This window comes from Variovorax sp. P1_G12, from assembly GCF_056405555.1.
On the sequence record NZ_JBFUBW010000012.1, the window covers coordinates 144,850 to 170,526 of the forward strand.

Here is a 25,677-nt window from a genome sequence, read left to right on the forward strand (position 1 = left end):
ATCAAGCATCGCGGCGTGTCATTGCTGTTCGCGCTGATTGCGCTGGTCGCCCTTTCCCTGGCGTCACTGGCACTGGTGCGCTCCATCGATACGGGCGCCCTGGTGCTGGGCAACATCGGCTTCAAGCAGGACGCCACGGTGGCTGGAGATCAGGCGACCGATCAAGCCATCAAATGGCTCAAGAACAATCTGGCGAGCCTCAACGACGACGCGCCTGCCAGCGGCTATTACGCCAGCACGAAGGAATTGAACGCCGACAAGTCGAACACGCGGGTCGACGTGACGGGCCAGCAGTACCCGAACGACGTGACCCGCAAGCTCATCGATTGGGAAAACAACACGAAGTGCAACTATGCGACCGAAAAGACTTTCGCCAGCTGCACCTTGAAGTCCATGTCGGCGGGCACCATCAACGGCAACCAGGCTAGCTACACGATCTTCCGGCTCTGTGCTTCCGCAGGCGATCCGAGTGATGAAATCAACAACAGTTGCGCTGCGCCTCTGCGCAGTGCCAGCGGGTCCACGAGCAAAGGCGGCATCTCGTACGGCAAGGGTCCCCTGTCGGGGGTCGGCAGCGTGTATTACCGCGTGGTCGTTCGCGTGCAGGGTGCCCGCAACACGACCAGCGTCATCGAGTCCATCGTCAATTTCCAGTAGCTCGCCAGCAGGCACAAGGAGTCCTCGGTCATGCAATCGAATGCCACGCCATCCGCCAGGCGAAAGATTTTCAGCGGCACACCCGCCCGCCTGCGCGGAATGGCCCTGGCTGCGCTTTGCGCTGTCTTCGCCCATGCGTTCGCGGGCGAGACCTACATCCTGGACGAGCCGCTGGCCACACGGCCCAATGTCAAGGCCAAGCCGAATCTGCTGTTCGTTCTGGACGACTCGGGCAGTATGGCCTGGGACTTCATGCCGGACGACATGAGCAATACCGGAACGTATGGGTACCGGTCGGCGCAATGCAATGGGGTTGCCTACGATCCAACGATCACCTATGCCTTGCCGCTGGATGCGGCCGGCCAACCTCTCCCCGCCCCGAGTTTCACGGCAGCCTGGAGGGACGGGTTCGCTCGAACCGGCGATACGATCAACCTGGATCAAGAAAGCATCGCGTCGTTCACGACGAAATCTGCTGTCACGCCAGGCACCGGCAGCAAGACCTTTTCGATCTCGTCGAATTCCAGTCTTTCAAGCAACACGTTCACGGCTGGACAAGTACTCACGCTGACTGACGGCGGCAGCAGGTCCATGGCCGGAACCGTCACAAGCTGGGCCTGGAGCAACAAAAACGGTGGGACATTGGACTTCGCGGTCACGTCAGCATCAGGAACTGGCTCCGCGACGAGCTGGACCGCGGTGTCGTATCCCAGCTACTACTACACCTACAACACGACCAGCGGCTCTCAGCCCAAGATGGGATGGACATTCACCAGCTCGGGCGTGGTTCAGAACACCTTCTACAGGGAGTGCATGAGCGATGTGGGCGCCACACCCGGCAGCGGCGTCTTCAATGCCAGGGTGACTGTGCGAAGCAGTTCTGCCGAGGCGCAGAACTATGCCAATTGGTACTCCTACTATCGCACGCGCTCATTGTTGATGCGTACGGCGGTGGGCCGCGCGTTCAAGACGCTCGACGACAGCTACCGAGTGGGCTTCTCGACGATCAACAGCAGCAAGGATGTCACGACGTCTGCGGGCTTCCATCCCATCGACGATTTCGGAACCACCCAAAAGACGGACGTCTACTCGAAGCTCTACAGCGCAGGCGCAAGCGGCAACACGCCATTGCGCGGCGCACTGTCGAAGGCTGGTCGCTACTACGCGAAGAACTACCCTGATCAGACTGACCCCGTTCAGTATTCCTGCCAGCGCAACTACACCCTGCTCTCCACGGACGGCTACTGGAATACGGGAGCGGAGACTTCCAGCTACGGTCCACTCGATCTGAATCAACGGACTGTAGGCAATCAGGACGGAACCGAAGTTCGCCCCATGTACGACGGGACGACGGCCACCACGACCACCACGATTCGCACGTACTACACGGTGGGCAACTCGGGATCCTGTACGAGAAACAACGGCCGCAGCGGCTTCACCGTCACGGCCCAACCCCAGCAATTCGATTCGGGCGTCTGGACCAACCAGGGGCGCGCAAGCAATGACTGCGTCGCAGGGTCGACGGCCGTGGTGAACGGAAAGTCGGCAAGCACCTTGGCCGGAAAGAGCGAAGCGGGTCCTGAAAGCACGAACACAGAAGTCACCGGCGGCGCTGCCGACACCCTGGCCGACATCGCCGAGTACTACTACAAGACCGACCTGCGTACCGACGAACTTGGAAATTGCACGTCGACCGCGTCCGGCACGAGCCAGAACGTCTGCAGCAACATCCTGAAGCCGAGCGGGCGCGACACCGCCCCCCATCAACACATGACGACCTTCACCATCGGTCTGGGTCTCAGCGGGACCTTGGCCTATGACAGGAACTACCTGACGCAGCCCACAGGCGCCTACGTCGACCTGACCAGCGGTCCGACGAACTGGCCGGCGCCGGCAGTCGGCGACAACGCCGGAGATGCGCGGAACATCGACGATCTCTGGCACGCGGCAGTGAACGGCAGGGGCCAGTACTACTCGGCCCTGAATGCCACGGAGCTCGGCGAAGCCATCAGCGGCGTCGTCAACACCATCATGGAAGACACGGGCTCTTCGTCGGCCGCCTCCACCAGCGCGCTCGAACTGGTCTCCGGCGACAAGAACCAGGTCTTCAAGGCCAGCTACACCACCAAGACCTGGGTTGGTGATGTGCAGGCCTACTCGTTGAACGGCGACGACGGCACCATCGGCACGGCGTACCAGTGGTCGGCACAGACCAAGCTCACGTCAGGCATGGCAGCGGCCGACCGGAAGATCTACTATCGGCAGCCGACGGCCACCACGACGCTGCGCGCGTTCAATTGGGACAACCTGAACGCCGACGGCTATGGCGACAGCTTCACCAACCTGTGCTCGAAGACGCTCATCGCCGCGCAGTGCGCCCACTTCAGCGCCACGGAGAAGACTGCCGCCGAGGCCGGCGCCAAGCTGGTCGACTACCTGCGCGGCGTGCGCACGTACGAAGCGGCGAACACCACAGGCAGCACCGCGGACAAAACCACGCGGGCCCTGTTCAGACCCCGCGCGGGCGTCCTGGGCGACATCATCAACGGGGCGCCGGTCTACGTTTCCAAGCCCCCCTTCTCCTATTCCGATCCGGGCTATGCCGACTTCGTCGCCGCACGCAAGAGCCGGACGCCGATGGTCTATGCCGCAGCGAACGACGGCATGCTGCATGCCTTCTCGGCAGCCAGCGGCACAGGCGGGGGTGTCGAACTGTGGGCCTACGTGCCCTCCTGGGTGATGCCTGACATATATCGGCTCGCAGACACCAGCTATGAATCAAGGCATCGCTACTTCGTGGATGGTGCGCCTGTGGTTGGCGACATCAAGGTGGGCACCACGTGGAAGACCATCGTGGTCGGCGGCCTGGGCAAGGGCGGCCGGAGCTACTACGCGCTTGATGTGACCGACCCCGAGAACCCCAAGGCACTCTGGGAGTTCACGAACACGAACCTCGGCCTGACCTTCGGCAATCCGATGATCACCAAACGCAAGGATGGAACCTGGGTGGTCGCCTTCTCGTCCGGGTACAACAACCACGTCTCCGGAGGCGACGGGAAGGGGCATCTCTTCGTGGTCAATGCCAATACCGGCGCGCTGGCGCTGGACATCCCCACCACTGCCGGCAGCACCAGCGATCCCAGCGGCCTGTCGAAGATCAACGCCTGGATCGATGATCCCTCGGACAACACTGCCAAGCGCTTCTACGGCGGGGACCTGCAGGGCAATCTCTGGCGATTCGACGTCGACGAGCTCGTGGAGCCTCACCAAGGTGCACTGGCCCTGGCGAAGTTCCAGATCAATGCCAGCACGCCGCAACCCGTGACGATCGCACCGGAAACCGTGCTTGTTGGAGGCAAGCCGGGGGTCGTGGTGGCCACGGGACGCTACCTGGGCACCGCGGACATCGAGGACACGACCCAACAGTCGATCTATGCCATCAAGGATTCGCTGACGAGCACGGGCGTGGGCGACGTCCGCACCAGCGACAAGACGGTTCGCCAGACCTTCACGGCGACCGGCAACGAAGCATCGATCTCCAGCAACCCGGTCGATTGGGGAACGCAAGACGGGTGGTGGGTCGACCTGCCGCATTCCGGTGAACGCGTGGTCGGCGACCTGGCACTGCAGTTCGGGACGATCTCGATCGGGACCGCGATCCCCAACGGCGACGCCTGCAGTTCAGGCGGTAAGTCCTGGCGCTACTACCTGAACGCCTCCAACGGACACGCGCTCGATGATCCGGCCGGGCAAATGTGGAATGCGAATGCGCTGATCGTCGGGCAAAGCTGGGTGAAGCTCGAGAACGGCCAGACGCGGATCCTTCGTCAGAACAGCGACGGCACCATCCAGGTTGAAAAGCCGCCGGGCGGCGGCGGCTCGGCCGGCATGCCGCACCGGAACTCCTGGCGGGAACTGGCCGACTGAGGATTCCGGAATGGCCGCCTCGATCACGGCGAACAGATGGCCGGCGGGGCCTGCAGCGCGATGGCTGACCACCGATCGGCACATCTTGCCGATATGCGTGGGACTCTCGCTCGCGCTGCATGGGCTCGGGCTTTCGGTCCGCGCGCCTTCGGTCACCCCCAGGCAGGCGGCCCATGCACCGGGCGCTGCGCTGCCCATGCGGGCGCGGCTCGTGTCGACGCCTGCAGCAACTGCGGGCGTCGAGCCTTCCGGCCCGGCGACGACCGAAGCGGTAGGCCCGCCCCCGTCTTCCTCGCGGGTGAAGCCGGAACCCAGCCCGCCGCAGCCCCTGGCCGCGGCGCCGAATGCGCAAGCCGTGCCGGCAGGGGCAGACGTTCCGGTAGCGCCCTCGATCGCCGCCCCCGCCTCCGCAGCAGGCCACGATGACTATGTGCCGCGCCCCTTGCTGAGCGTGGCGCCGGTCGCCCAGGCGCCTGTGATTCTCGTTGCACCACCCGGCGAGACCCGGATGGTGCGCCATGTCGGAATCCTGTCGCTCTTCATCGACGAAGAAGGCCGCGTGCAACGCATTGCCGCCAACGAACCTTCGCTGCCGCCCGCGTTCGAGCAAGCGGCGCGCGAGGCGTTCATGGCAGCGCAGTTTTCGCCTGGCCAGGTCGATGGCCGAGCGGTGAAATCGAGGCTGCGCGTGGAAGTCGTGTTTGACAACACGCCCGCGCTGTCAGCGCTGCCGCAGGCGAGCAACCAAGGCGGGGCAGCAGCAGGCGTCCTCAGTGGACCTTGACCTTCTTGAGGGCCTTGCGCAACGAACGAATCGCGTCTTCGACAGGCTCGGTCCGGCGCTCCAGTTCGATGTTGATCACCGCCATCAAGGCACGCAGATCCCCTGGTTCGATGCTGAACTCTTCGTAGTGATTCGTTCGATGGATCGGCGACAGCAGGCCTTGGAGACAGACGAAGGCGCGATGCACGTCCTTCAGATTGCAGAATTCGTCGGTGATCCGCAGGGCGGCGGATGCGGCCTTGCGTGAGGATGGCGCGGGTGCGCGGGGGGATTTAGCCATGAGTGGCCTCCAAGCAGTTCGGTTTGCAGAAACCGCCGCACCCAACGCCAATTGGTGGCGGCGACTCGAACAGGTTGGCGTACCGGGAACTGCTTGCGCAAACCGGCGAGCCTCGCGGCTCCCTGCCCGAGCCGCCAAAAAATGGAGGCACGAACGACGAAGCCGCAGACCTACTGCGGTAGAGACTGCGGCTTGCGTCGCAGCAGTTACATGGGACGCCAATCCCGATCACGCCGTTGTTGGCGTGACGCATTCAGTATAGCCAGGGGGCTACCCGCGTGCGAACGCCGCGCCAGCCGGCCCGCCACAGACTAACATCCGCTTACGGCACAAACGGTGGCTGCGCACGCAGTGCGACGACCGACCTTCGTACGTCCGGACCCCATATCCCAAACCCGCAAGCCGCCCGCACATCATGTTCACAAAATGGTTCGATGCCACCGAGGCAAAAAAATTCGGCACTGAAATGGCGCTCCTCCTGTCCCAGCGGAATCAGAGCGAGCAGGAGAAACTGAACAGGGCCAAATCGACCAGGAAAGCAGAGAAGCGGCACGAGGCCACGTTTTTGCTGATCGAGAAAAAGCTCGAGGACTTCAAAGCGAAGAATCGCCTGAACATCTATACCAAGGCGCAGCTGGGCAACTCCTTCAAGTACACCTTGCTGGACAACGGATTCGAGCCGGATTTCTCCGACAAGACGACGACCTGGCTTCTGCTCAAGTGCAAATAGACATGTTCAGCTCGATCCGGAAGTACTTCAGGAAGACGGAACCCCAGGCCGACAACGGTGCCCGTGCAGGCAGCGCACCCGTGGCGCCTGCCTCCAGCGCCCCGACCGACGCTCCTCTTATTCAGCAGGGCATCGCGGCGATCGGGAATGAACGCTTTTCCGAGGCCGTCGGCTTCTACGAGAAGGCGATCGCTGTCCGCGCCGACAATCCATCCAGCCACATCGGACTCGGGTTCTGCCTGTCGCAGCTTCGGGAATTCAGGCGAGCGATTCCTGTTCTCGAAAAAGCCGTTGCCCTCGATGCCCAAAGCGTGGATGGCTATTTCATGCTGGGAAGAGCCTGTCTCGAGACAGGCAATCCCGATGCGGCGGAGGCCGCATGGCGCACGGCCCACGAGCTTTCGCCGGATTTCGAGCACGTCTATTGCGACTACTGCCTGCTGCTGTTCTCCAGAGGGAAAACCGCCGCCGCCCGGAAGTTGATCGAAAAAGGCCTTTCCATCCACCCTCGAAAATCCGAGCTCCATTTCTATCTTGGAAACCTGCTCTCGGAAGGCGGGGATTTCGTAGCAGCATTGAGCGCCTACAGGGAGGCGATGGCGATCGATGCACCGCCCCCGGGACTGCTCTCCAGCTTCGCGAACGCGCTGAGGCAAACCGGGGATCTCGACCAATCCATCGAAGTTCTGCAGAAGGCCGTCGCGCTGGCGCCCGACGACGCCACCATCGCCAGCAACCACCTGTTCAGCCTCCAATACAGCCAGAAATTCTCCAGGCAGGAGAAATTCGCGGCGCATGTCGCGTTCTCTGATCGCTTCGAGACGCCGCTGCTCGGGCAGTGGGGCCACTACGGCAACGACCTGACGCCGGATCGAAAGCTCAAGGTGGGCTATGTCTCCGGAGACCTGCGCAGCCATTCGCTGGCCTTCTTCATCGAACCGGTGCTGCAGCATCACGATCGGTCGAGGTTCGAGATCCACTGCTACTACGCGCATCCGGTCCATGACGACGTTTCCGAGCGCATCAAGGGCCTGGCCGATCGCTGGAACCACGTCGCCAACATGGCGGACGAGGACCTGGCAGCGAAAATCCGCGCCGACGGCATCGACATCCTGATCGACCTCTCCGGACACACGGGGCACAACCGGCTGCTGGTCTTCGCGCGCAAGCCTGCCCCCATTCAGATGACCTGGCTGGGCTACCAGGCGACCACCGGTCTTCGCGCCGTCGATTTCCGCATCACCGAAGAATCGCTGGACCCGCTCGGCATCGCCGAGGACGTTCATTCGGAGAAGCTCTTGCGCCTGCCGTCGAGCGGGACCTTCAGCCCCTCGCCGGACAGTCCGCCGGTCAATTCGCTGCCCGCCCTCGACGGTCGACCCTTCACATTCGGCTGCTTGAACAATCCTTCCAAGATCACGGACGAAGTCATTGTTCTATGGGCCGAAATCCTCAAGGGCGCGCCGGCCGCCCGCCTCATGATCGGCAATTCGACGCCGGAACTGGCCGAGCGGATTTCCGCGCAGTTTCTTGGATGCGGCATCGGCGCGGAGCGCATCGACTTCAAGTCCAAGGTCTCCCTGGCCGACTATCTGGCGCTTCACAACCAGATCGACCTGGCTTTGGACACATTTCCATACAATGGCGGCACGACCACCTTCCACTCGCTGTGGATGGGGGTTCCCATCATCGCAATGGAGGGCGATACATCGCTGTCCAGAGTGGGCGCCTCGATCATGCATGGACTGGGGCGCTCGAGCTTTTGCGCCGCGAACAAGGAGCAATACATCGAAAGAGCCGTGCACTACGCGGAGCATCTCGAAGAACTGCAGCAGGTGCGCCTGGCGCTGAGAGAACAAATGACCATTGTCACCCGTCAGCTGTCGATCGAGGTGACGAGTTCCCTCGAGAACGCACTGCGCACGTGCTGGACGGAGTTCTGCGTGACGCAAGGGAGCCATTGAGCGAGCACTCCACGGAGCCGACCATGACCCGGCCACGCCTGTCCCATCTTTCGTTTTTTCTCAGACGCCTCTGAGGTCTAGGGTACCCACTTCATGGCTCAGCCAATCTATGTTACCCAGCCTCACATGCCGCCCCTGGAGGAGTTCCTCCCCTACCTCGAGAAGATCTGGGCCAACAAGATCCTGACCAACGCAGGCCCGTTCCATCAACAGCTGGAAGCTGCCCTGTGCGACTACCTGGGTGTCGAGCACCTGTCGCTTTGCTCGAACGGAACCTTGGGGCTGGTCACCGCGCTGCAGGCACTGGACGTTGCCGGCGAGGTCATCACGACGCCCTACTCCTTTGTCGCCAGCTCGCATTCGCTGCTGTGGAACGGCCTGCAGCCTGTGTTCGTCGACATCGAACCTCATAGCCTCAACCTGGACCCCTCCAAGATCGAAGCCGCGATCACGCCGCGCACCCGAGCCATTCTTCCGGTGCATGTCTATGGGCATCGATGCAATGTGGAGGCCATCCAGGAGATTGCCGACAGGCACCAGCTCAAGGTCATCTACGATGCCGCCCACGCGTTCGGCGTCAGGGACGAGGGCGGCAGCATCTTGCGCCACGGCGATCTTTCGGTTTTGAGTTTTCATGCCACCAAGGTCTTCAATACCTTCGAAGGCGGCGCGATCATCTGCCCGGACGCCAAGACCAAGCAACACGTCGATCACCTGAAGAACTTCGGCTTCGTGGACGAGGTCACGGTGGTCGCGCCCGGCATCAACGGAAAGATGAGCGAGATCAATGCCGCCTTCGGCATGCTGCAGCTGCGGCACATCGACCAGGCGCTGGACCAGCGCCGGCGCGTCGACACGATCTACAGGAAAGCATTGAGCGGGATCCCCGGCATCCACTGCCTGTCGCAGCAAGGCGGCCAGGTGTTCAACTATGCGTACTTCCCGATCCTGGTCGAGCCCGACTACCCGCTCAGCCGCGATGCGCTCTATCAAAAATTCAGGGACAACGGCATCTACGCACGCCGGTACTTCTATCCCTTGATTGCGGATTTTCCGATGTACAGGGACATGCCTTCGGCTCAGCCGGAGAACCTACCCGAGGCCTCGCTCGCCGCGAAGAAGGTGCTGTGTTTGCCGATCTATGCCGCGCTCACGGCAGAGGATCTGGATCGCGTCGTCAGCGTCGTGCAGGGAGCCTGACGCCATCCACTGACCGGATCGCAGGTCCGTTCAACGATAGAAGTAAAGGCAGGTGTCCCAGCGATCTTCGGTGTGATGCCGCAGGCCCAAGGTGTATCCCGGCGCGACGCTGTCGATGAATGCAGGCAGGTCCAGCAGGTCAGTGGCCCGGTGATATGCAGAGAGCGCCAGCTTGGGTTTGCCGGCCTGGATCGCATTGACCGCGCCCTTGAGCGCCGCCAACTCGAAGCCTTCGATGTCCATCTTGATAAAGGTCGGCACGTCGTCGATGACCGTGTCGATGGGCTTGATGCTGACCTTCTCCAACCGGGCCTCGGGGTCGGCGAGCGCGATCGATCCGCTATGGCCGCCCTGGTGATGAAAGGGCGCTTCGGCGACCGATTCGCCGACTGCAACGGGATGCAGCGAGATCTTCGCCTCCATTGCACTTCCTGCGAACCTGCGCTGCAGCTTGAGCAGCGTCTCGACGTTGAAGCGATCCGGCTCGATCATCCAGGAATGCGCGAACCGGCCGCCGGTGACACCTACCAGACCCAGTGTGGATTCGCCGATCGATGCACCGCAATCCACGAACCTCTCCCGATCGGAAAGAGAGAACAGCCCGGACCTGAAATACAAGCTCGAATAGGGCCGCGAAATGTTGAGATGCCACTCCGGATTTCCCGTCAGATGGAAGGTCAACACCCCGCGTAGCGTCTCGATCGAATAGGGATCGGCCAGTCTTTTTTCCAGCGCCATGAACTCGTCGAAGCGCGCCGAGATGCACGGCCCCCAGTCTGCCACGCGGTGGTCGGCCGTTCCGTTGAGGTCCAGCAGTCGCATGGCCTGCTCGTGGTTCAGCAGGGGAATGCCCTGATGCCGGCAGAGATCCTCGAAGAATCGCCGCGAGTAGTCGAACCTGCAGCAATTGAGTGCAATGACATCGGGATCGCCACGGGCGATCTCCAGGAATTTGTCGGTGGACACGATGTCGACGCCATGAAAGCGCTCACCCCGGTGGCTTTTGAAGTCGTCGACCACGTTCAGGATCCGGCCCTTGCCCGCGAGGGCCGCAATGAAAACGGCGGCGAAGTCCTTGGTGCCGAGCAGCACGAACGAGGTCTCCTTGCCGCGCCGGGCGGCGATCTCTCGCGCCTTGGCCGGCACGCAGAAAAGCGGATCGTCCCGATAGCGCGCGAGCGCATCCAGAAGCGCGTCTTTGGCGTCCATGCCGCCGAGATTGAGTCGCTCGAGGACGGAAGGCACAGGAAGTTTTGCGTTCATGTCGTGGCCTGTTGGGGCGATGGATGATGCCGGGCCACCCTGTCAGGCGGCCCAGGCAGGCGCCTCGACCCCAGCCACCGGAGAGGCATACAGGATCAGGTCGTAGTAGTAGCTGCCGTTGTGCTGGCGAAGGCGGAAATGGTAGTCATCAACGTTCTTGTCGAACTGATCCATCACGTCCAGCAGGTCGTGTGCGTAGTGATAGACGCAGGCGGCCACGCGTGGCCGCTGACTGCTCAGAAGCTGCGCGCCTCCTTGAAGCGTCTTGGCTTCGAAACCCTCCACATCCATCTTGAGGAACGTGAGCTTCTCCAGCTCGTCGTCGAGCCTGGCCGTTTGCACGACGACCGAACCGGCGGCCGAGACATAGCTGGAGACGGTGCCGGTTTCCATGAACCTCAAGGTCTGTCGTCGACTCGAGACGGCCTTGTTGATCGGGCGGAAGTTGGGCAGCGCCAAAGGCGACACACGCTGAAGGAACTCGAAGTTGGCTCGATCCGGCTCGAATGCCGTGATGCTGCCGTAGCGATGACCGGTCGCGCCGAGGAACTTGGAGACGATCGGGCCCTGAAAGGCGCCGCAGTCGCAATAGTGTTCGTTCGCCCCAAGCTTGAAGGTAGAGGGCGAGGCGTAGCTCGAGAAATACTCGTCGATGGGATTGGCCCATGTCGCAAGCATGTGCGAGCGGTCGTAGGTAATCCGGAAGAGCAGGTTTGCGTACAGCGTGGCGCGACTGTGATCGTCGGCAAATCGGTGCGCCAAGCGGAGGAAATCGTCGAGGCGTTCAAGGGTCTTGCTGCGATAGACAGAAGCCAGTTCGTACACCGACACCATGCCCAGTTGTGCCTGGGCCGCCACGCAGTCCGCACGCTCGACACCGGCTTGGCGGCACAGCTCCACGGCCAGGGCTCTGTCGACCGGACTTTCTGAAAAGTCGATCGCCACGGCACCCGGGTGTTCGTGCGCGCGCGCAAGGAATTCGGCGGTGGTCCAGCGGGGTGCGCCATGGAGCGCCGGGTCGGTCGCAACGTCGTCCACGACGGCGATGAGACCTTGTGCGGCCGCCGCGATGGTTGGCCCGTGTGTCGACCCCAACAAGCTCAGCGGGGAGAGGAAAAACACGGGGCGCCGCTCAAGCTCCGCGACCCTGGGTTCCGCGGCCTCGGAGGCCGTTTCAATCAGCTGAATCCTCAAGGATTCCGAAAGTGCCGAATACATGCGTGGTCCTTGGCAGCAAGCTCAAAAAACGGGAACGGTCCCGCCACCTTCGATGACCACTGCACCGGTCGGAAATGGGGCGGTGACAAAAGTCTTGTCGGGCAGGGGAATCGCCCGCCTGCCCGGCAGATCGAGGATGCTTTGGCGACCGACCACCACCCCGTCGTCCAGGATGACGCCGCGCCCGAGCGTCGCGTTGGCTCCAATCCGGGCCTCGGGTCCGATCTGCACGCCATCGGCGATCCATACGGAAGACCCGAGCTGAACCCCATTGCCAATCAAGGCACCGGCGCCGATATGGCTGTTGAAGCCGATCTTGCAGCCGCTGCCGACGATGGCTCCCGCGCCGACGGCACAGTTCTCGCCGAGCGCGGCCGTTGCGGACACCAGCGCGCCGCGGCACACCAGCGGCGGCAGCCTGAAGCCACGGCCCTTCAGCTCACCCATCAGTTCGAGCCGCCGGAAGTTCAGGAACTGCGGGCCCCAGGCGACGAAGGCCGTCGCATCGCGGGGCGAAATGTCGGCGAGTATGCGGAGGTCGAATCGATAGTCGCTGTCCTGGCCGATATCGATCGCTCGCAGAGCTTCATCCGGCGCCACCTCGGCCCAGCTTGCCAGCGCCCATGCAAGCAGTGCGCCGCTGCCGATCACGTATTTTTCAGAGGGCATGGTGACCCTCCATCACGTCCATGTACCACCGCTCGACCGCCATGTTGGCGAACTCGTAGTCGCCCAGCGTCGCGCGGGGCGCGCCCGGACGCAGGCCGGACTGGACCTTTTCCATGATGTCGATGTCCTCGCGCAATACCTTCTCGGCGCCCTCGAGATGCGCCATGAGTACCGCCGCCGAGGTGGGATAGCGACGCTTTTTTTTCGCCGTGACGTAGTAGACCATCAAGTCCGTTCGGCCAGCCGACACCGGCTGATGGTGCTCGATGATGAAGGAGTAGCCCCCCGACCCCGAAGCAATGTGCAGATTCGGGAAGACCAGCCAGTTGAGGTACCAGTCGTCGCTGCCGAAGCGCTCGACATTGTCGTGCCAGGCATAGTGCGGCATGGCCTCCAGGCGCTCGTTGAGGCCGCCGCCGCTGAAGCCGCGCAGCCTGGCGAGATGGCCGTCCCGGCCGGTGCTGCCCTGCGCGTGATAGACATGCGAGTCGGCGATGGCGGGTTCGTCCATCTGCGCCTGGAACTTGACGTTCTGGTAAAGCGTGCGCGGATGAACGAAGCGCGGGTGCAGGCTGTCGCGCAGGTTCTCGTAAGCCAGCTTCCAGTTGAAGCGCGCCTCGAATGTGGTGACCAGCACCTCGTCGTCGAACTGTTCGGACGCCGCGCGGAGCATCTCGAGTGCCGGGATCGAAAACTGGTCCTCGATCGGCATCGGTTGCTCGCTGAGGTTCACGAAGACCAGGCCTCCGATACAGGCCAGTGCGAAGCGCCGCAGCCGCAGGCATTCGCGCTCCTGTTTGGGCAGCCGGTAGGACTCGTCATGGAACGGAATGTTGTCGACCCCGCCGTCGGAGCGGTAGCCCCACCCGTGGTAGCCGCAGACCAGCGGCCGCACGCCTTGCGGCTGCTGCTGCAGCGGGTTCTGGCGGTGCAGGCAAAGGTTGTCGAAGGCGCGCAGCTCGCCGTTGAAGTTCTGCACCACCACATCGACGCCGCAGATGCTGCGGCGCACGAAGGCATTGTGTTTGCCCAGCAGCATGCGCGGCGCGACGAACTGCCACAGCGGACGCATCAGCAGTTCGCGCTCGCGGGCGAACCAGGCGTCATCGGTATAGGCCTCCGCAGGCATCAGCGATTGCATGAGATCTTTCCTAGCGCCGCTTTTCGAAGCTGTAGCCAGCGCCAATGATCCGCGCCGGCACGGCGAATTCCGGAGCCATGAAACTGCCGGGCGCCAGGTCCCGGCTCCAGGGGCCGGCGCTGTCGATCAGGCAATGGCGGCCCATGCGCAGGCCGGTCCGAAGTCGAGCATCGGCGCCGATGACGCAGTGGATGCCGACTTCGGCCTCGGCGCCGACAGAAGCGCCGGGGCCGATCCAGCCATGCGCGCCGATGCGCGCGCCGGCATCGATGCGCGCCCCTGGATGCACCAGCACGTCGCTCCCGAGGTGCGCGCGGCTGCCCACCAGCGCGCCCGCGCCGATCCAGACGTTGTCGTCCAGGCGCGCATCCGGTGCCACGCACGCGCGCGCATGGACCAGCGTCGCCAGCTTGAAGCCGCGCAGGCGCGCGGCGCCATAGAGTTCCAGCCTTGCGTAATTGAGCGCGTTCTGGTCCACCGCCACGAACAACCGGGTCGCGGCCGGATCGAGCCCGTCCAGCAATTGCGCGCAGGACGTGGAAAGCGCGGCGACGCTGTCGGCTCGACGAGCCTGCCAATCGACCGGCAGGCCATGACCGATGGGATCGCCCTCAATGGCGTCGAAGACGCTGCCGAAGCCGAGCAGGCAAAGGTCAACCCGGACCTTCATGCCGCCTCCTCGCCCATCAGGCGCAGGTACGTGTCGGCCGCCGCGATCAGCCGTTCTTCGTAGCGGCCGTGACGTGCGTGGGGTGCATCGGCGTGCAGGCGCTGTTGCAGCGCCTCGAGATGACCCACGTCTTCATGCAGCACGGCGACCTCGCTTTTGAGATGGCCCCACAAGATGGCGGGCAAGCCGGGCAGTCGCCGCGTCTCGCGGGCTGCGCACAAGGTGAAGCGCACCTCGGTGCGGTCCGGCGCAACCGGATGGAACTGCTGCAACAGGAAGGTCAGGCCACCCAGCGAAATGAAATTGACGTTGGGGTACAGGAAGAAGTTGTAGTAGTCATCGTCTTCGCCATAGCGAGCTACACCCGTGTGCCAGGGCCAGGCTTCGATGCGAATCGGGGAGCGGGTCCAGAAGCTCTGGGCAGCAAGGTTGCCGGAAGGCGATGCATCGGCTCCGTCGCCGCGGCCTTCGTCCAATACCGGCTTCGATGTCGCTTTGTCGCGGTTGTCGGAGGTGTCCTTGCGCAACAACGGCTGAAACGTCTTCGGGTGAATATACGGAACGTGGTTGTAGTCCAGAACGTTCTCGTAGTTCAACTTCCAGTTGTAGCGCACGGGCAGGTCGGCATGGATCGCCTGGGCGCCGAAGTGGCCGCTGATATCGCGAAGCTTCTGCTGGAGTTCCGGCGCGAATTGCGCATCGAAAGGCAGCGGATCCTCGTCGAGGTTGACGAAGACCAGATTGCCCACTTCCCGCACCGCGTAACGACGCAGGCAGAGCCCCGCGCGCTCCTGCGGCGCATAGGCGTAGAGACTGTCCTCGTGCGGAATGGTCTTCACTTGGCCGGCATGGTCGAACACCCAGCCGTGGTACGGGCAGACCATGCGCGCCTGGCCGAAAGCCTCTTTCTGCAAGGGCATCTGACGGTGCGGGCACAGGTTTTCGAAAGCGCGGATCTCGCCGTCGCAGTTTTGCAGCAGCACCGGCAGGCCACCGATCTCGCGGGTGGCGAAGGCATCTGGCTCCGCCAGCGCAGTGCGAAAGGCGGCAAACAACCAGAGCTTGCGAAAGATGTGGGTTCGCTCCCGGTCGAAGACCGCCGGGTCGAGGTAATGCGCCGGGGACAGCTTCGAGAGCATCAGGGGCTCAGCGGAACGAAAACGGCTTGGCCGGATTGCCCATCACCGTCGTGCCGGGCGCGACGTCGCGGATGACCACGCTGCCGGCACCGACCACCGCGCCCTGGCCGACCTGCACGCCCGGCAGGATCGTCGCGTGCGGATGGATGACGACGTCGTCGCCGATGCGCGCGCCACCGCCGATGAAGACGAAGCTGGCGATCTGGCAGTAGTCGCCGATCTGCACGTCATAGCCGACGATGGTGGTCGACAGAATGGTGACGAAGGCGCCGACCCGCACGTCCGGACCGAGCGACACGTTGCGTTCGAACAGCCCGCCCGGCGACAGCTGCGTGCGTTCGCCGGTGACGAGATCGGGCCGCAGCACGATGAAGTTCGCGCCCTGGGCGAGCAATCGCTCGGTGTAGCGGCGCTTGTCGGCCGGATTGCCCAGTGCGCAGGTGAAGATGTCGCCTTCCTGTACCTGGTAGGTCATCGGGTCGCCCAGGATCGGCAAATCCGAAGGGTTGTGCAGCCCGCTGCGGCCATCGAGGAAGCCCTTGACGTCCCAGTGCGTGCCGCATGCGATGTCCGAGCGTGCGAGGCTGGCCGTGGCGCGGCCGAATCCTCCGGCACTGACGACCAGCAGATGATTCGGGACGGTGCCCGCCGCACGATCCGTCATGTGTATTCGACCCCGCCGTCGAGGCTGAACACGGTGCCGGTGACCTTGCTGCTGGCGTCCGACAGCAAGAAGAGGCAGGCCCAAGCTACATCTTCCGGCTGCCCGACGTCGAGCGGATAACGTTTGCGAATGGACTCGAACCAGTCTGCATCGATCGTTGTCAATGGCGTTTCGACGATGCCTGGCGCCAGAGCATTTGCCCGGATGCCCCGCTTCGCAATTTCCAGAGCCAACGGACGCATGGACCCGATCAAGGCGGCCTTCGAACCCGCATACGGGCCCAGCCCTACCGTACCGGTCACCGCCGCGATCGACGACAGAAACAGGATCGAGCCGCCGGGCCGAATGGCGGACCGACTGAGCAACTGACGCGTCAGCATCATCGGCGCGATGTAGTTGGTTTCCATGACCTCGCGCAGAAAGCTGTCGCTCACCATCTTCATGGGCGACAGGCCACGGATGCCGGCGCTGTGGACAACGCCGTCCACGGGGCCGCAATCAACCGCCAGTTGGCGCAACGAGGCCATGTCGGTGAGGTCCGCTCGCAGGGCCCGATGGCCGTCGCCAGCCAGCGCGTTCAGCGTGGCCTCAAGCCGATCGGGGTCGCGCCCTGATAGAACCAGACGCGCACCTGCTTCGGCACAGCTGCGCGCGACCGCTTCGCCGATACCCTTGGAAGCACCGGTCACCAGCACCGTCTTCCCTTCGAGGCCGTACAGACGGCGGGCGGCATCCTTGCCGAAACCTTCAGAAGTCATTGCCGTCATGTTCATATGCGCATCGGAATGCCCAAGCCACCGTCGACCGTCAGTGTGGAGCGCGTAATCCACCGGCTCGCGCCCGACAGCAGAAAGCAGACGGACGATGCGACATCTTCGGGCGCCAATCGCCCCAGCGGCGTGAGGTCGATCTTGTCGTCCATTCCAGCCTGAGCGCCCAGGCCTTGCAGCATCGGCGTTTCAACATAGCCGGGCGCGACGCAGTTGGAACGGATGCGAAGTTTGGCCTGCTCCAGCGCCAGCGTGCGCGAAGCAGCCTCCAACGCGGCCTTGGAGGCCGCATAGCCGGCTGCGGCCTGAGGCGCGGCGTTGGCCGACAGCGCGGTCACGAAAACAAGCGACGCTCCGTGACGCACTCGCTTCTTGTAGAGCAGCCGCTGCGTCAGCGTGATCGGGGCGAGGTAGTTGACCGACAGCATCTTCTGCAGGTGCGCCTCGTTGGCCATGCGCAGGGGAACCAGGGCGGCGATGCCGGCGCACGAGGCCAGGCCGTCGTAGGCGGGCGCGGCTTCCACCAGCGCCTCGCGGGTGTCGGCGAGGGACAGGTCGCCGGCGATGGCGACGTGGCCCTCGCCGGCCAATTCGTCGCGCACCGCGTGGAGCCGATCGACGTCACGCCCATTGAGCACCAGCCGGGCGCCAAGTTCCGCGCACAAGCGCGCCGTGGCGGCTCCGATCCCGGAAGACGCGCCGGTCACGAGGATGACGCGGCCCTCCAGCGAAAAGGCGCTGGTCGAGGCGGCCGCGCGAACGGAGGACGGCTCCGGGGTGTCGGCGTCCAGGCTCATGAAATCAGCAGGGGCGGAAACTTGGCGTCGGCGACTTCCAGCACGCAGGTGCCCCACGACAGGCCGATGCCAAAGCCGCTCAGCGACAGCCGCTTGCGGCCGCTGCTCAAGGCCTCGTGGATCCGCGCGGTCATCGTCACCGGCAGCGAGGCACCGCTCGTGTTGCCGAAATCGTGCAAGGTGGAAGGCACCTTTTCCACCGGCAGGCCGAGCTTCTTGCGGACCGTCTCGTTGATCATCCGGTTGGCCTGGTGGAAGATGAAGTAGTCCACGTCGTCGCTCGTGACGCCGGCGTGCTCGAGCGCACGGCGGACCGAGGGCGGCACCTGATGGGTCGAGAAACTCAGCACCGCCGGGCCGTCGAGGATCAGCTCCGAGGGCCAGTGCAGCCTGCCGTTCTCGTCCTTCGTAGGAACCGCATGCTGCGGACCGAAGGGCTCGCGATGGCCGCCGACCGGCAGCATGATGGCGCGAAAGCCGCTGCCGTCGCTGTTCAGGTCGAAATGCATGGGCGCCGCGTTCGGGTCGAACTCGAGCGCGGTGGCGGTGCCGGCATCGGAGAAGAGCGGGTCGTTGACCGTGGCGCAGCGATCGCCCACCAGCACCAGCCCCTTCTTCACCGCACCCGAGGCAATCATGCTGCCCAGGATGTGGAGCCCGAACGGGTAGCCCGAGCAGCCGAGGTTGACGTCGAAGGCGATGGTGGCGTGGGACAGCTTCAACCGATCCTGCAGGATGATGGCGGTGGCCGGAATCAGGTAGTCGGGCGACTGGGTGACCACGATCAAGGCATMGATCTCTTCACGCTGCCACTGCAGTTCTTCGAGCAGCTTTTCGGTGGCGTCGAAGGCCAGGTCGGAAAAGCACTGCCATTCGGCACAGATGCGCCGGTTGTGGATGCCGATGTTGCGCACCAGCCGCTCGCGTTCCGAGCGCATCTTGGGCGGGCAATCCTCCAGGTTCGACAGCACTCGCTTGGGAACGCAGGAGGCCATGCCCGCAAAGCGGACGTTGTGAAGCGTGGACAAGCCCATGGCGCCCTACCCCAGCAGCTTGTAGAGGTCGGTGACGGTGGCGCAGTTCTTGAGGTCGTCGCCGACGATGGTCTTGTTGTAGTCGACATCGAACATCACGATCACGCCCAGGGCTGCCAGCGAGTCCCACTCGGGGAGGCTGAGCAGTTCGGTCTCGGGGGTCACCTCGATGGGTTCTTGAAAGTCGACGGCGATCAGAAAGTTCTCGATGAACTGCGCAATGGTGGTCATGTTGTATATCGTGTGGACGCAAGACAGCAGCGTATGTATTTGCGGGCTAGTCTAGCTCAAATGTGAACCGGAACGAGATGCGATTTTCAATTCCATTTTGAAATAAGATCAGCCAACCCATACCGCTTAAAGCGCTGATACTTGATTTTCTGAATCTTGAAAACATCCCTTATTCATCGACCTTTACGCCTTAAAGATCATTCAATTTGATTTGCAGCAATTTCCAGCTTAATGCTTGTCAGGAATCGGAAAACTTTGGGAAAAACAAAGCCGCCCGAAGGCGGCTTTGTTCACAAGTGCGTGACTATCAGGTACGGCATTCTGCCGGGACGTATTTGCCATTCAGCGTGCCCTTTTGACCCAGCACGGCAGATGGCGAAAGGGACGAAGTGCAGGTCCAGCTGATCGAGCCAGCAGTGGGGATGGTGGTCTTCGATGTAGTGCCCCCACTGAACACGGAGCCCGTCAACTTGCCACCGTCAATGGGGTTCAGCATCACAGTCTTGCCGCCGTCGATGCTGGAGTCATAGGTGATGGTGATGAAGCCGGCCGCGTCGTCGATGGTGATGCTGGCGACGTTCTTGGTGGGCTCGGGTTTCGTCCAGCCGGATGCATACGGGGCACCGTTGGCGGCGTTTTCAGCGATGGCAGTCTTCGCCGACGATGCGAGCGCCAAGCCTTCCGTAACCTTGGCGCGAACCGTGTAGTCCTGATAAGCCGGCAGCGCCACCGCAGCCAAAATACCAATGATCGCGACAACGATCATCAATTCAATCAGGGTGAAACCCTTTTGCACATTGCGTACGATGGAACGACGGTTCATTTACTTACTCCAGGTTGGTTGAGGGCCCGAGGAGGCCCCCGGTGCGCTCAGGTAACCGCAGCATCCATGCCACCCCGGTTTCGCCCCCTCCCAGGCCACTTCGACCGTGCAGTTGTTCACGTTCTAGTTACAACGTGTGACGAAAACTGTTGCTGCCCACCGACGTAGGGTGACATTTTTGTCAGCTTCCTGCCAACCCGCGTCATGCCCGCGGCTCCCGGCCGGCCGCACTTCCCATCCGCTCCACCCGCATCCACGCCCGCGATCCATCCCACACCTGCACCATGCGCTGCAGCAGCTCCGCCGGCACCGCCGGATGCGGGGCGGCCAGGGTCGCACTCATCGCCTCGCAGCTGTGCTCGATCACCGCGCCCGGATGATGGACGCCGCAGACGTCGCGGCCGAAGGCCTCGAGTTCGGCCCGGTTCGGGTAGCTGCGGGCCGGGGATTTGTCGCCGCTGCGGCCGCCTCGCCGCCACTTGAGCGCCAGCGTGTGGTCGACGGTTTCGATGCCGCCCGGCCGCTCGTAGGCATAGAGCACGGTGCACACCTGGTCGTACACCGGGCTGGGCCAGACCCGCTCGTCGTCATACAGCACCGCAAAGTTCTTGAGATGGGCGTCGCCGTTGCGCACCAGCACCGTGAGCACCAGCAGCTTGAAGAACTGGTGCAGGGCCGGCGCAGGTTCGCTGCACACCAGGCGCAGCGCCGCGGCCACGTCTTCATAACTGCCGATGTACTTGCGGCTGGACAGGCGCTCACGCACGCGCAGCTGCATGACGGCCGCGATGTCCTCGAAACCGAGGCGGCTGCCGTCGGGCAGGATGTCGAAGCGGTCGAGCACCAGCAGCTTGCCGTCGGCCGAGAGGTCGGCGCGCGGCACGGGCAGGCCGGCGTGGCGCGCGGCTTCGAGGCACAGCCACTCGTTGGCGCTCAGGCCGGGGTAGCGCGGCCCCTCGGCCTTGACGATGGCGTTGGGGCCGGGCACCACGGCCTTGTCGGCCACCGGCACCATGATCTTGGGCTGGACGCCGGCCAGGCCGGTGCCCGGGCCCATGAAGGCGTCGACCAGTTCCTCGAACAGGGCTTCGCTGCGCCCGCCCGCCAGCAGGTCGTCGCGCGAGACCAGGCCGGCGGCCCCCGCGCCCAGCGGCGCTTCGCCGGGCAGCTGGTAGGCCACGCGGCCGATGGCGCCGGCGCCCATCAGGGCCAGCAGGTGCATCTTGGTGACCTGGAACTTGCCGAAACGCGCCAGGATGCGCTCGAACAGATAGCCCTCGGGAAGGTTCATGTCGAGGGCGGCGAAGAGGTCGCCGTCCTGGAACACGCGGTCGGCGATCGGCAGGCCCAGGCCGACCTGATGGCGCGCCTCTGCTTCATAGACCAGCGAATAGATCGACCGCTTGGCAAGCAGGGCCTGCGGCTGGCCTCGGATGGCCAGCTGCAGGTCGCGCAGTTTTTCGGGCAGCGCCGTCACGTCTCGTCGGGCTCTTGCAGGTGCGCGAAGGCCTTCGCCAGGTCGGCCGCGCGCAGCGGACCCGGCTCGCGCGGGTCCAGGCTCAGCGCCAGGCCCAGCGGTGGGAGCATGGCGAGCAGCGAGGCCAGGGAGACGTCCTTTCCGGCCTCGAGCCGGTAGACCGGCATGCGCGACAGGCCGGCGTGCTCGCCCAGTGTGGCCTGGGAGAGCTTCTTGCGGCGGCGCGCGCTGCGAATGGCCGCCCCGACCTCGGACAGCGAGGAGATGGGTGCGGCGGGTTTGCTATTCATATGTTGCATTATTCTTTTTGCGAGAGGAAATGCAACATATAGATAGCAGCTCAGATCTGCAGCACCTCCGCGGCCTGCAGCCACCGGATGTCCCACGCCCGCCCCGCGCCGCTGGGCACGGGCGGCGCGCTGTCGGCGATGCCGTCGATCTGGCTCATGATCTCTTCCGTCTCCGCCGGCTTCGTGTGCGTGATGTAGATCGGGTAGTTCCGCCCGGGTGCAATCTGGGCCAGCTCGTCCGCCAGGGTGGTGGGCGACAGGTGCAGGCTGCGCTGCGCCAGCGCCTGCTCGCGGTTGCTGAAGGCGGTCTCGATCACCAGCATCGCGACCTCCAGCTGGTTCACGCGCGCCCAGAAGGGCGCATTGCGCTCGGTGTCGCCACTGAAGACCCAGTGGCTCGTGCCCTGCGCGCAGCGCACGGCGTAGCCGCAGGCCGGCACCGTGTGGACCGCGGGCAGCACTTCGATCACCTTGGGCGCCCGGGTGCCGAGCTGCAATTGCTGACCGATCGTGACTTCGTGAAAGCTCACGAAGGGCGACTCCCGGCTCGGGATGCTGGCGAAATCGGGCCAGATGACGTTGTTGAAGACGTGGGTGCGCAGCGCCTCGATGGTGGCGCGCAGCGCATGCACGCGCAGCGGCCGGGTGCGGAAGCTGGCGATGGCGTCGATCATCAGCGGCAGCGCGGCGACATGGTCGAGGTGCGAGTGGGTCAGCACCACGTCGTCGATGGCGGACATTTCGTCGAGGGTGAGGTCGCCGACACCGGTGCCGGCGTCGACCAGCAGATCGCTGTCGACCAGAAAGGAGGTCGTGCGGCAGTCCTTGGCGATGGCACCTGAGCACCCCAATACACGCACCTGCATTTCGCGAGACCTTTTGACTTTCAGCCCGTAGGCCACTACTTCGAATCGAACCGGGTTGCGCCGTCCCATTGCGGGTCTTTGGGCTGCAACGACATCGAGGCTAATCGCTGCGAGTACAGCTGGTAAAGGACTTTTTTGGCATCTGCGGCGAGCAGGGGCGCAAGGATAGCCTGAGCTTGTAACCAATCTTGTAGGCGATACGCTGAAAGCACACTTTTCCAGTGCTCAATTTCCTGGCGGACCTGCGGGCCGACACTGCGCTGCCGGCCGACGGGGGTGAAAACCCGCACCGTCCGGGCCTTGCCCTGCACCCGCACGCAATCCAGCTCCTGCCAGACGAATCCGGGCGCGGCGCGCCGGGTGGCCTCGCTGGCGACGATCTCGACGCCGTAGTGCACGCCCAGGCCCTCGAGCCGCGACGCCAGGTTCACGGCGTCGCCCACCACGGTATAGCTGCGGCGTACCGCCGAGCCCATGTCGCCGACGCTCATCACCCCGGTGTTGATGCCGATGCCGACGTGGATCTGCGGCTGGCCGCTCAGGCGATGGTGGCCGTTGAGCTCGTGCACCGCCGCCGCCATCTCGATGGCGGCCTGGACCGCCAGCTCGGCGTGGTCGGCGGCCTCGACCGGCGCGCCCCAGAACGCCATGACGCAGTCGCCCATGTATTTGTCGACGGTCCCGCGGTGGGCGCTGATGACCTCGCTCAGGCGGCTGAAGAAGGTGTTCAGGAAGGCCTGCAGATCGGCCGGCGCCATCTGCTCGGCCAGCCGCGTGAAGCCGCGCATGTCGCAGAACATCACGGTGAGTTCCCTGTTCTCGGCCCGCATGCTGTAGCGCCGCGGATCGGCCCGCATCTCGTCCACCAGCTGCGGCGGCACATAGGTGCCGAACAGCGCGGCCAGGCCGCGGCTGGACCGGGCCTCGACGAAGTAGCCCCAGCTCATGTTGAGCACGAAGGACAGCCCGACCATCACCAGCGAGACGGCCAGCGGCAGCACCAGGCCGGCGCCGAGGTAGAGCCAGGTGTTGACCCCGATCAGCGCGGCGGAAATCAGCACCGCGGCCCCCACCGCCCGCGGCGCGGTGCTCAGCGACAGGCCGAAGGCGAGCGCGAGCCCGGCCGCGATCAGCATGACCAGTTCGTAGCCCACCGCGTAGTCGGGCACGGCGGGAATCCTCGAATCCAGGAGCCCGGAGACGATGTTGGCGTGCACTTCGACACCCGGGAAGTCGGCCCCGACCGGGGTCGAGCGCAGGTCCGTCAGGCCCGGCGCGGTGGAGCCGACGAGCACGATCTTGTCTTTCAGCTCGGCGGGCGCGAGCGCACCCCGAATGACCTCGGCAGCCGGAATGTGACGGAAGGAGCCGCCGCGCGGGCCGCCCGGGCCGCGAAAAGGCACCAGCACGCTCGCCGTGCCGTCCACCGGGACCCGCAGCTGCGCCGCGCCGGTCGTCAGCATCAGGGCTTCCAGTGGCGGCGGGCCGCCGGCCGGCCCGGTGGGCGCCAGCACGGGCACCAGGCCCGTGACCCCGGCGGCCAGGCGATGGACGACCAGCGCCAGCGATTCGTAGTAGCCGGGCTGGGCGTTGCCGCCCTCGTAGCGCGCGATCAGCGGCACGGAGCGCACCACGCCGTCCACATCCCGGTCGAGCACCACGTTCAGGAAGCCGCCGGACGGCGCCGCCTCGGCCAGCAGCCCGATGCTGCCGACGAAGCCGTTCCAGCGCGTCGTGTGCTCGCTGCCCTCGGGGAAAGCGTCGGCCGGCAGGACGGGGGCCGGCAAATGCCCCTTGGCGCGCGGCTCGGCAGTGCGGGTGAAGTAGAAGCCGAGCGCCACCCGCCGGCCGGCGAGCGTGCGCGCGAAGGCGGCGTCATGGTCGAGCCCGGGCGAGAGCCGCTCGATCTCGGCGGCCAGGCCGGCCTGGCCCTGCAGCGGCCCTTTCGCGAGCTGGCGCAGGGCTTCGAGGCCCGAGCTTGCGTCGGGCTCGACGAAGAGCACGTCGAAACCCAGCGCGCGGGCCTGCTGGCGCTCCATGACTTCGGTGGTCAGCCGCGCCACCTGGTCGCGGCCCCAGGGCCATTGCCCGAGCTGCTGCAGGCTCGGGTCGTCGATGTCGACGATCACGATCCGCGGGTCGAGCGTGCCCGGCATGGTGGCGCGCAGCCGCACGTCGTAGATGAAGCGGTCGAGCCGTTCGAGAAAGGGAAGCTGCCAGGCGCCCAGCACATGCGCCAGGGCGAGCATGACCGGCAGCAGCGTGATCGCGATGCGCGCGCCATGTCGGCGCAATGCGTTCAATGTGGCCCCCACGGCGCGGCGCTCATCCGTCCGCCCGCCGTCGAGTGCTGCGCAGCGGGTTCAGCGCGCGATCAGCTGATGACGAACTGCATCTGCGTGCCGCCGAGCTCGAGCACGTCGCCGTCCTGCAGCGCCACGGCCTCGCTGCCGAGCGGCTCGCCGTTGAGGGCCGTCTCGCCGTCGATCGGCGCCACCACGTAGCCGTGCAGCCGGCGCGTGACCGCGGCGACCGCCACGCCGGGCTTGCCGATGGTGGTGACGACCTTCTGCAGCGACAGCTCGCGTCCGGCACCGCTGCCGGACAGCACCCGCATGACCGCCGCGCCGGCCGTGCCGCCGCCCAGCGGCGACTGCACCGTGGGCGCGGAAGACAGCGGAATCGGGCCCGAACGGGCCTCGATGAGGGTACGCGCCGGCGCCAGGCTCTCGCCCGCGCCGGTATTGCCGGCCAGAAAGCGGATCTTGTACTTGCCGACCTCGATGACGTCGTTCTGCTCGAGCGCCTGCTTCTTGATGGCGCGGCCGTTGACGTAGGTCCCGTTGGTGCTGTTGAGATCTTCCAGGTAGACATCGCCGCCGATCATGTGCAGCACGGCGTGCTCGCCGCTGATCGCGAGATTGTCGACCACGATGTCGTTGTAGGGCCGCCGGCCCAGCGTGGTCCGGTCCTTCGCGAGCGTGACGTCCTTGATGACGACGCCGTCGATCGACACGATCAATTTCGGCATGACCGGCTCCTGGATCTCGTTGGCTTGCTCACGTCGGGGCCCTTGCAACAAT

Annotated in this window: 24 protein-coding genes; 6 read left to right on the plus strand and 18 right to left on the minus strand. The window is 64.5% G+C overall.

The window, feature by feature from the left end; translation table 11 throughout:
• The first annotated feature begins 21 nt into the window (after positions 1–21).
• The 3 genes from AC1D2O_RS16020 to AC1D2O_RS16030 are packed head-to-tail and all read left to right on the plus strand — an operon-like array spanning position 22 to position 5,368.
• Positions 22–657, plus strand: a complete 636-nt coding sequence (locus tag AC1D2O_RS16020) for a pilus assembly PilX family protein (RefSeq protein ID WP_478157440.1) — start codon at positions 22–24, stop codon at positions 655–657.
• A 30-nt stretch (positions 658–687) separates the two neighbouring features.
• On the plus strand, positions 688–4,584 hold the full coding sequence (locus AC1D2O_RS16025) for a pilus assembly protein (RefSeq protein ID WP_478157441.1): 3,897 nt from the start codon (positions 688–690) through the stop codon (positions 4,582–4,584).
• Positions 4,585–4,594: 10 nt separating this feature from the next.
• Positions 4,595–5,368 (plus strand): energy transducer TonB, encoded by a 774-nt coding sequence (locus tag AC1D2O_RS16030; protein WP_478157442.1) that lies wholly within the window; start codon positions 4,595–4,597, stop codon positions 5,366–5,368.
• Here the strand turns inward: AC1D2O_RS16030 and AC1D2O_RS16035 are convergent.
• Complete coding sequence (locus AC1D2O_RS16035; RefSeq protein WP_477650300.1) at positions 5,355–5,648, minus strand: hypothetical protein; 294 nt, start codon at positions 5,646–5,648, stop codon at positions 5,355–5,357. The genes AC1D2O_RS16030 and AC1D2O_RS16035 overlap by 14 nt on opposite strands.
• 415 nt (positions 5,649–6,063) lie before the next feature.
• On the opposite strand from AC1D2O_RS16035, the gene AC1D2O_RS16040 reads away from it, so the two are divergent.
• The 3 genes from AC1D2O_RS16040 to AC1D2O_RS16050 all read left to right on the plus strand — a co-directional run bounded on the left by AC1D2O_RS16040 (position 6,064) and on the right by AC1D2O_RS16050 (position 9,542).
• On the plus strand, positions 6,064–6,378 hold the full coding sequence (locus AC1D2O_RS16040; RefSeq protein WP_477650299.1) for a hypothetical protein: 315 nt from the start codon (positions 6,064–6,066) through the stop codon (positions 6,376–6,378).
• Positions 6,379–6,380: 2 nt separating this feature from the next.
• A complete protein-coding gene (locus tag AC1D2O_RS16045; RefSeq protein ID WP_478157443.1) occupies positions 6,381–8,342 on the plus strand; it encodes an O-linked N-acetylglucosamine transferase, SPINDLY family protein in 1,962 nt (653 codons plus the stop codon).
• Between the two features lie 126 nt (positions 8,343–8,468).
• Complete coding sequence (locus AC1D2O_RS16050; RefSeq protein WP_478157444.1) at positions 8,469–9,542, plus strand: DegT/DnrJ/EryC1/StrS family aminotransferase; 1,074 nt, start codon at positions 8,469–8,471, stop codon at positions 9,540–9,542.
• A 30-nt stretch (positions 9,543–9,572) separates the two neighbouring features.
• Here AC1D2O_RS16050 and AC1D2O_RS16055 read toward each other — a convergent pair whose 3' ends face one another.
• The 17 genes from AC1D2O_RS16055 to AC1D2O_RS16135 form a co-directional block, all read right to left on the minus strand.
• Positions 9,573–10,805: an FkbM family methyltransferase gene (locus AC1D2O_RS16055; RefSeq protein ID WP_478157446.1), complete on the minus strand. Its 1,233-nt coding sequence runs from the start codon at positions 10,803–10,805 to the stop codon at positions 9,573–9,575.
• A 42-nt stretch (positions 10,806–10,847) separates the two neighbouring features.
• Positions 10,848–12,023 carry an FkbM family methyltransferase gene (locus tag AC1D2O_RS16060; protein WP_478157447.1) on the minus strand — a complete coding sequence of 392 codons (1,176 nt, stop codon included), beginning with the start codon at positions 12,021–12,023 and terminating at the stop codon, positions 10,848–10,850.
• Between the two features lie 21 nt (positions 12,024–12,044).
• Positions 12,045–12,692 carry a DapH/DapD/GlmU-related protein gene (locus AC1D2O_RS16065; protein ID WP_478094386.1) on the minus strand — a complete coding sequence of 216 codons (648 nt, stop codon included), beginning with the start codon at positions 12,690–12,692 and terminating at the stop codon, positions 12,045–12,047.
• Positions 12,682–13,833, minus strand: coding sequence for an aromatic ring-hydroxylating oxygenase subunit alpha (locus tag AC1D2O_RS16070; RefSeq protein WP_478094388.1), 1,152 nt, complete (start codon positions 13,831–13,833; stop codon positions 12,682–12,684). The genes AC1D2O_RS16065 and AC1D2O_RS16070 overlap by 11 nt, the downstream gene beginning before the upstream one ends.
• A 10-nt stretch (positions 13,834–13,843) precedes the next feature.
• Positions 13,844–14,503: an LbetaH domain-containing protein gene (locus AC1D2O_RS16075; RefSeq protein ID WP_478157448.1), complete on the minus strand. Its 660-nt coding sequence runs from the start codon at positions 14,501–14,503 to the stop codon at positions 13,844–13,846.
• Positions 14,500–15,642, minus strand: a complete 1,143-nt coding sequence (locus tag AC1D2O_RS16080) for an aromatic ring-hydroxylating oxygenase subunit alpha (protein WP_478157449.1) — start codon at positions 15,640–15,642, stop codon at positions 14,500–14,502. The genes AC1D2O_RS16075 and AC1D2O_RS16080 overlap by 4 nt, the downstream gene beginning before the upstream one ends.
• Before the next feature lie 7 nt (positions 15,643–15,649).
• Positions 15,650–16,306: an LbetaH domain-containing protein gene (locus tag AC1D2O_RS16085; protein WP_478091926.1), complete on the minus strand. Its 657-nt coding sequence runs from the start codon at positions 16,304–16,306 to the stop codon at positions 15,650–15,652.
• A complete protein-coding gene (locus AC1D2O_RS16090) occupies positions 16,303–17,079 on the minus strand; it encodes an SDR family NAD(P)-dependent oxidoreductase (RefSeq protein WP_478091927.1) in 777 nt (258 codons plus the stop codon). The genes AC1D2O_RS16085 and AC1D2O_RS16090 overlap by 4 nt, the downstream gene beginning before the upstream one ends.
• On the minus strand, positions 17,076–17,873 hold the full coding sequence (locus AC1D2O_RS16095) for an SDR family NAD(P)-dependent oxidoreductase (protein ID WP_478091929.1): 798 nt from the start codon (positions 17,871–17,873) through the stop codon (positions 17,076–17,078). Before AC1D2O_RS16095 ends, AC1D2O_RS16090 begins: the two co-directional genes overlap by 4 nt.
• Positions 17,870–18,907 carry a ketoacyl-ACP synthase III gene (locus tag AC1D2O_RS16100; RefSeq protein WP_478157451.1) on the minus strand — a complete coding sequence of 346 codons (1,038 nt, stop codon included), beginning with the start codon at positions 18,905–18,907 and terminating at the stop codon, positions 17,870–17,872. Before AC1D2O_RS16100 ends, AC1D2O_RS16095 begins: the two co-directional genes overlap by 4 nt.
• Positions 18,908–18,913: 6 nt before the next feature.
• A complete protein-coding gene (locus AC1D2O_RS16105; RefSeq protein WP_478091933.1) occupies positions 18,914–19,138 on the minus strand; it encodes an acyl carrier protein in 225 nt (74 codons plus the stop codon).
• A gap of 307 nt (positions 19,139–19,445) precedes the next feature.
• Positions 19,446–19,961, minus strand: a complete 516-nt coding sequence (locus tag AC1D2O_RS16110; protein ID WP_478091934.1) for a pilin — start codon at positions 19,959–19,961, stop codon at positions 19,446–19,448.
• A gap of 202 nt (positions 19,962–20,163) precedes the next feature.
• Entirely contained in the window at positions 20,164–21,438 is a 1,275-nt protein-coding gene (locus AC1D2O_RS16115) for a type II toxin-antitoxin system HipA family toxin (protein WP_478157453.1), read from the minus strand.
• Positions 21,435–21,728, minus strand: coding sequence for a helix-turn-helix domain-containing protein (locus tag AC1D2O_RS16120; protein ID WP_478157455.1), 294 nt, complete (start codon positions 21,726–21,728; stop codon positions 21,435–21,437). The genes AC1D2O_RS16115 and AC1D2O_RS16120 overlap by 4 nt, the downstream gene beginning before the upstream one ends.
• A gap of 50 nt (positions 21,729–21,778) precedes the next feature.
• Complete coding sequence (locus tag AC1D2O_RS16125; protein WP_478157457.1) at positions 21,779–22,594, minus strand: 3',5'-cyclic-nucleotide phosphodiesterase; 816 nt, start codon at positions 22,592–22,594, stop codon at positions 21,779–21,781.
• A gap of 35 nt (positions 22,595–22,629) precedes the next feature.
• Positions 22,630–24,897, minus strand: coding sequence for a CHASE2 domain-containing protein (locus AC1D2O_RS16130; RefSeq protein ID WP_478157488.1), 2,268 nt, complete (start codon positions 24,895–24,897; stop codon positions 22,630–22,632).
• 71 nt (positions 24,898–24,968) lie between these two features.
• Positions 24,969–25,625 (minus strand): FHA domain-containing protein, encoded by a 657-nt coding sequence (locus AC1D2O_RS16135; RefSeq protein WP_478091094.1) that lies wholly within the window; start codon positions 25,623–25,625, stop codon positions 24,969–24,971.
• Positions 25,626–25,677 lie beyond the last annotated feature (52 nt).

Bases quoted from the DNA above. Each gene is read 5' to 3' on its own strand.
- AC1D2O_RS16025 (WP_478157441.1), top strand. From the start codon at position 688: ATGCAATCGAATGCCACGCCATCCGCCAGGCGAAAGATTTTCAGCGGC.
- AC1D2O_RS16030 (WP_478157442.1), top strand. From the start codon at position 4,595: ATGGCCGCCTCGATCACGGCGAACAGATGGCCGGCGGGGCCTGCAGCG.
- AC1D2O_RS16035 (WP_477650300.1), bottom strand. From the start codon at position 5,648: ATGGCTAAATCCCCCCGCGCACCCGCGCCATCCTCACGCAAGGCCGCA.
- AC1D2O_RS16040 (WP_477650299.1), top strand. From the start codon at position 6,064: ATGTTCACAAAATGGTTCGATGCCACCGAGGCAAAAAAATTCGGCACT.
- AC1D2O_RS16045 (WP_478157443.1), top strand. From the start codon at position 6,381: ATGTTCAGCTCGATCCGGAAGTACTTCAGGAAGACGGAACCCCAGGCC.
- AC1D2O_RS16050 (WP_478157444.1), top strand. From the start codon at position 8,469: ATGCCGCCCCTGGAGGAGTTCCTCCCCTACCTCGAGAAGATCTGGGCC.
- AC1D2O_RS16055 (WP_478157446.1), bottom strand. From the start codon at position 10,805: ATGAACGCAAAACTTCCTGTGCCTTCCGTCCTCGAGCGACTCAATCTC.
- AC1D2O_RS16060 (WP_478157447.1), bottom strand. From the start codon at position 12,023: ATGTATTCGGCACTTTCGGAATCCTTGAGGATTCAGCTGATTGAAACG.
- AC1D2O_RS16065 (WP_478094386.1), bottom strand. From the start codon at position 12,692: ATGCCCTCTGAAAAATACGTGATCGGCAGCGGCGCACTGCTTGCATGG.
- AC1D2O_RS16070 (WP_478094388.1), bottom strand. From the start codon at position 13,833: ATGCAATCGCTGATGCCTGCGGAGGCCTATACCGATGACGCCTGGTTC.
- AC1D2O_RS16075 (WP_478157448.1), bottom strand. From the start codon at position 14,503: ATGAAGGTCCGGGTTGACCTTTGCCTGCTCGGCTTCGGCAGCGTCTTC.
- AC1D2O_RS16080 (WP_478157449.1), bottom strand. From the start codon at position 15,642: ATGCTCTCGAAGCTGTCCCCGGCGCATTACCTCGACCCGGCGGTCTTC.
- AC1D2O_RS16085 (WP_478091926.1), bottom strand. From the start codon at position 16,306: ATGACGGATCGTGCGGCGGGCACCGTCCCGAATCATCTGCTGGTCGTC.
- AC1D2O_RS16090 (WP_478091927.1), bottom strand. From the start codon at position 17,079: ATGAACATGACGGCAATGACTTCTGAAGGTTTCGGCAAGGATGCCGCC.
- AC1D2O_RS16095 (WP_478091929.1), bottom strand. From the start codon at position 17,873: ATGAGCCTGGACGCCGACACCCCGGAGCCGTCCTCCGTTCGCGCGGCC.
- AC1D2O_RS16105 (WP_478091933.1), bottom strand. From the start codon at position 19,138: ATGACCACCATTGCGCAGTTCATCGAGAACTTTCTGATCGCCGTCGAC.
- AC1D2O_RS16110 (WP_478091934.1), bottom strand. From the start codon at position 19,961: ATGAACCGTCGTTCCATCGTACGCAATGTGCAAAAGGGTTTCACCCTG.
- AC1D2O_RS16120 (WP_478157455.1), bottom strand. From the start codon at position 21,728: ATGAATAGCAAACCCGCCGCACCCATCTCCTCGCTGTCCGAGGTCGGG.
- AC1D2O_RS16125 (WP_478157457.1), bottom strand. From the start codon at position 22,594: ATGCAGGTGCGTGTATTGGGGTGCTCAGGTGCCATCGCCAAGGACTGC.
- AC1D2O_RS16135 (WP_478091094.1), bottom strand. From the start codon at position 25,625: ATGCCGAAATTGATCGTGTCGATCGACGGCGTCGTCATCAAGGACGTC.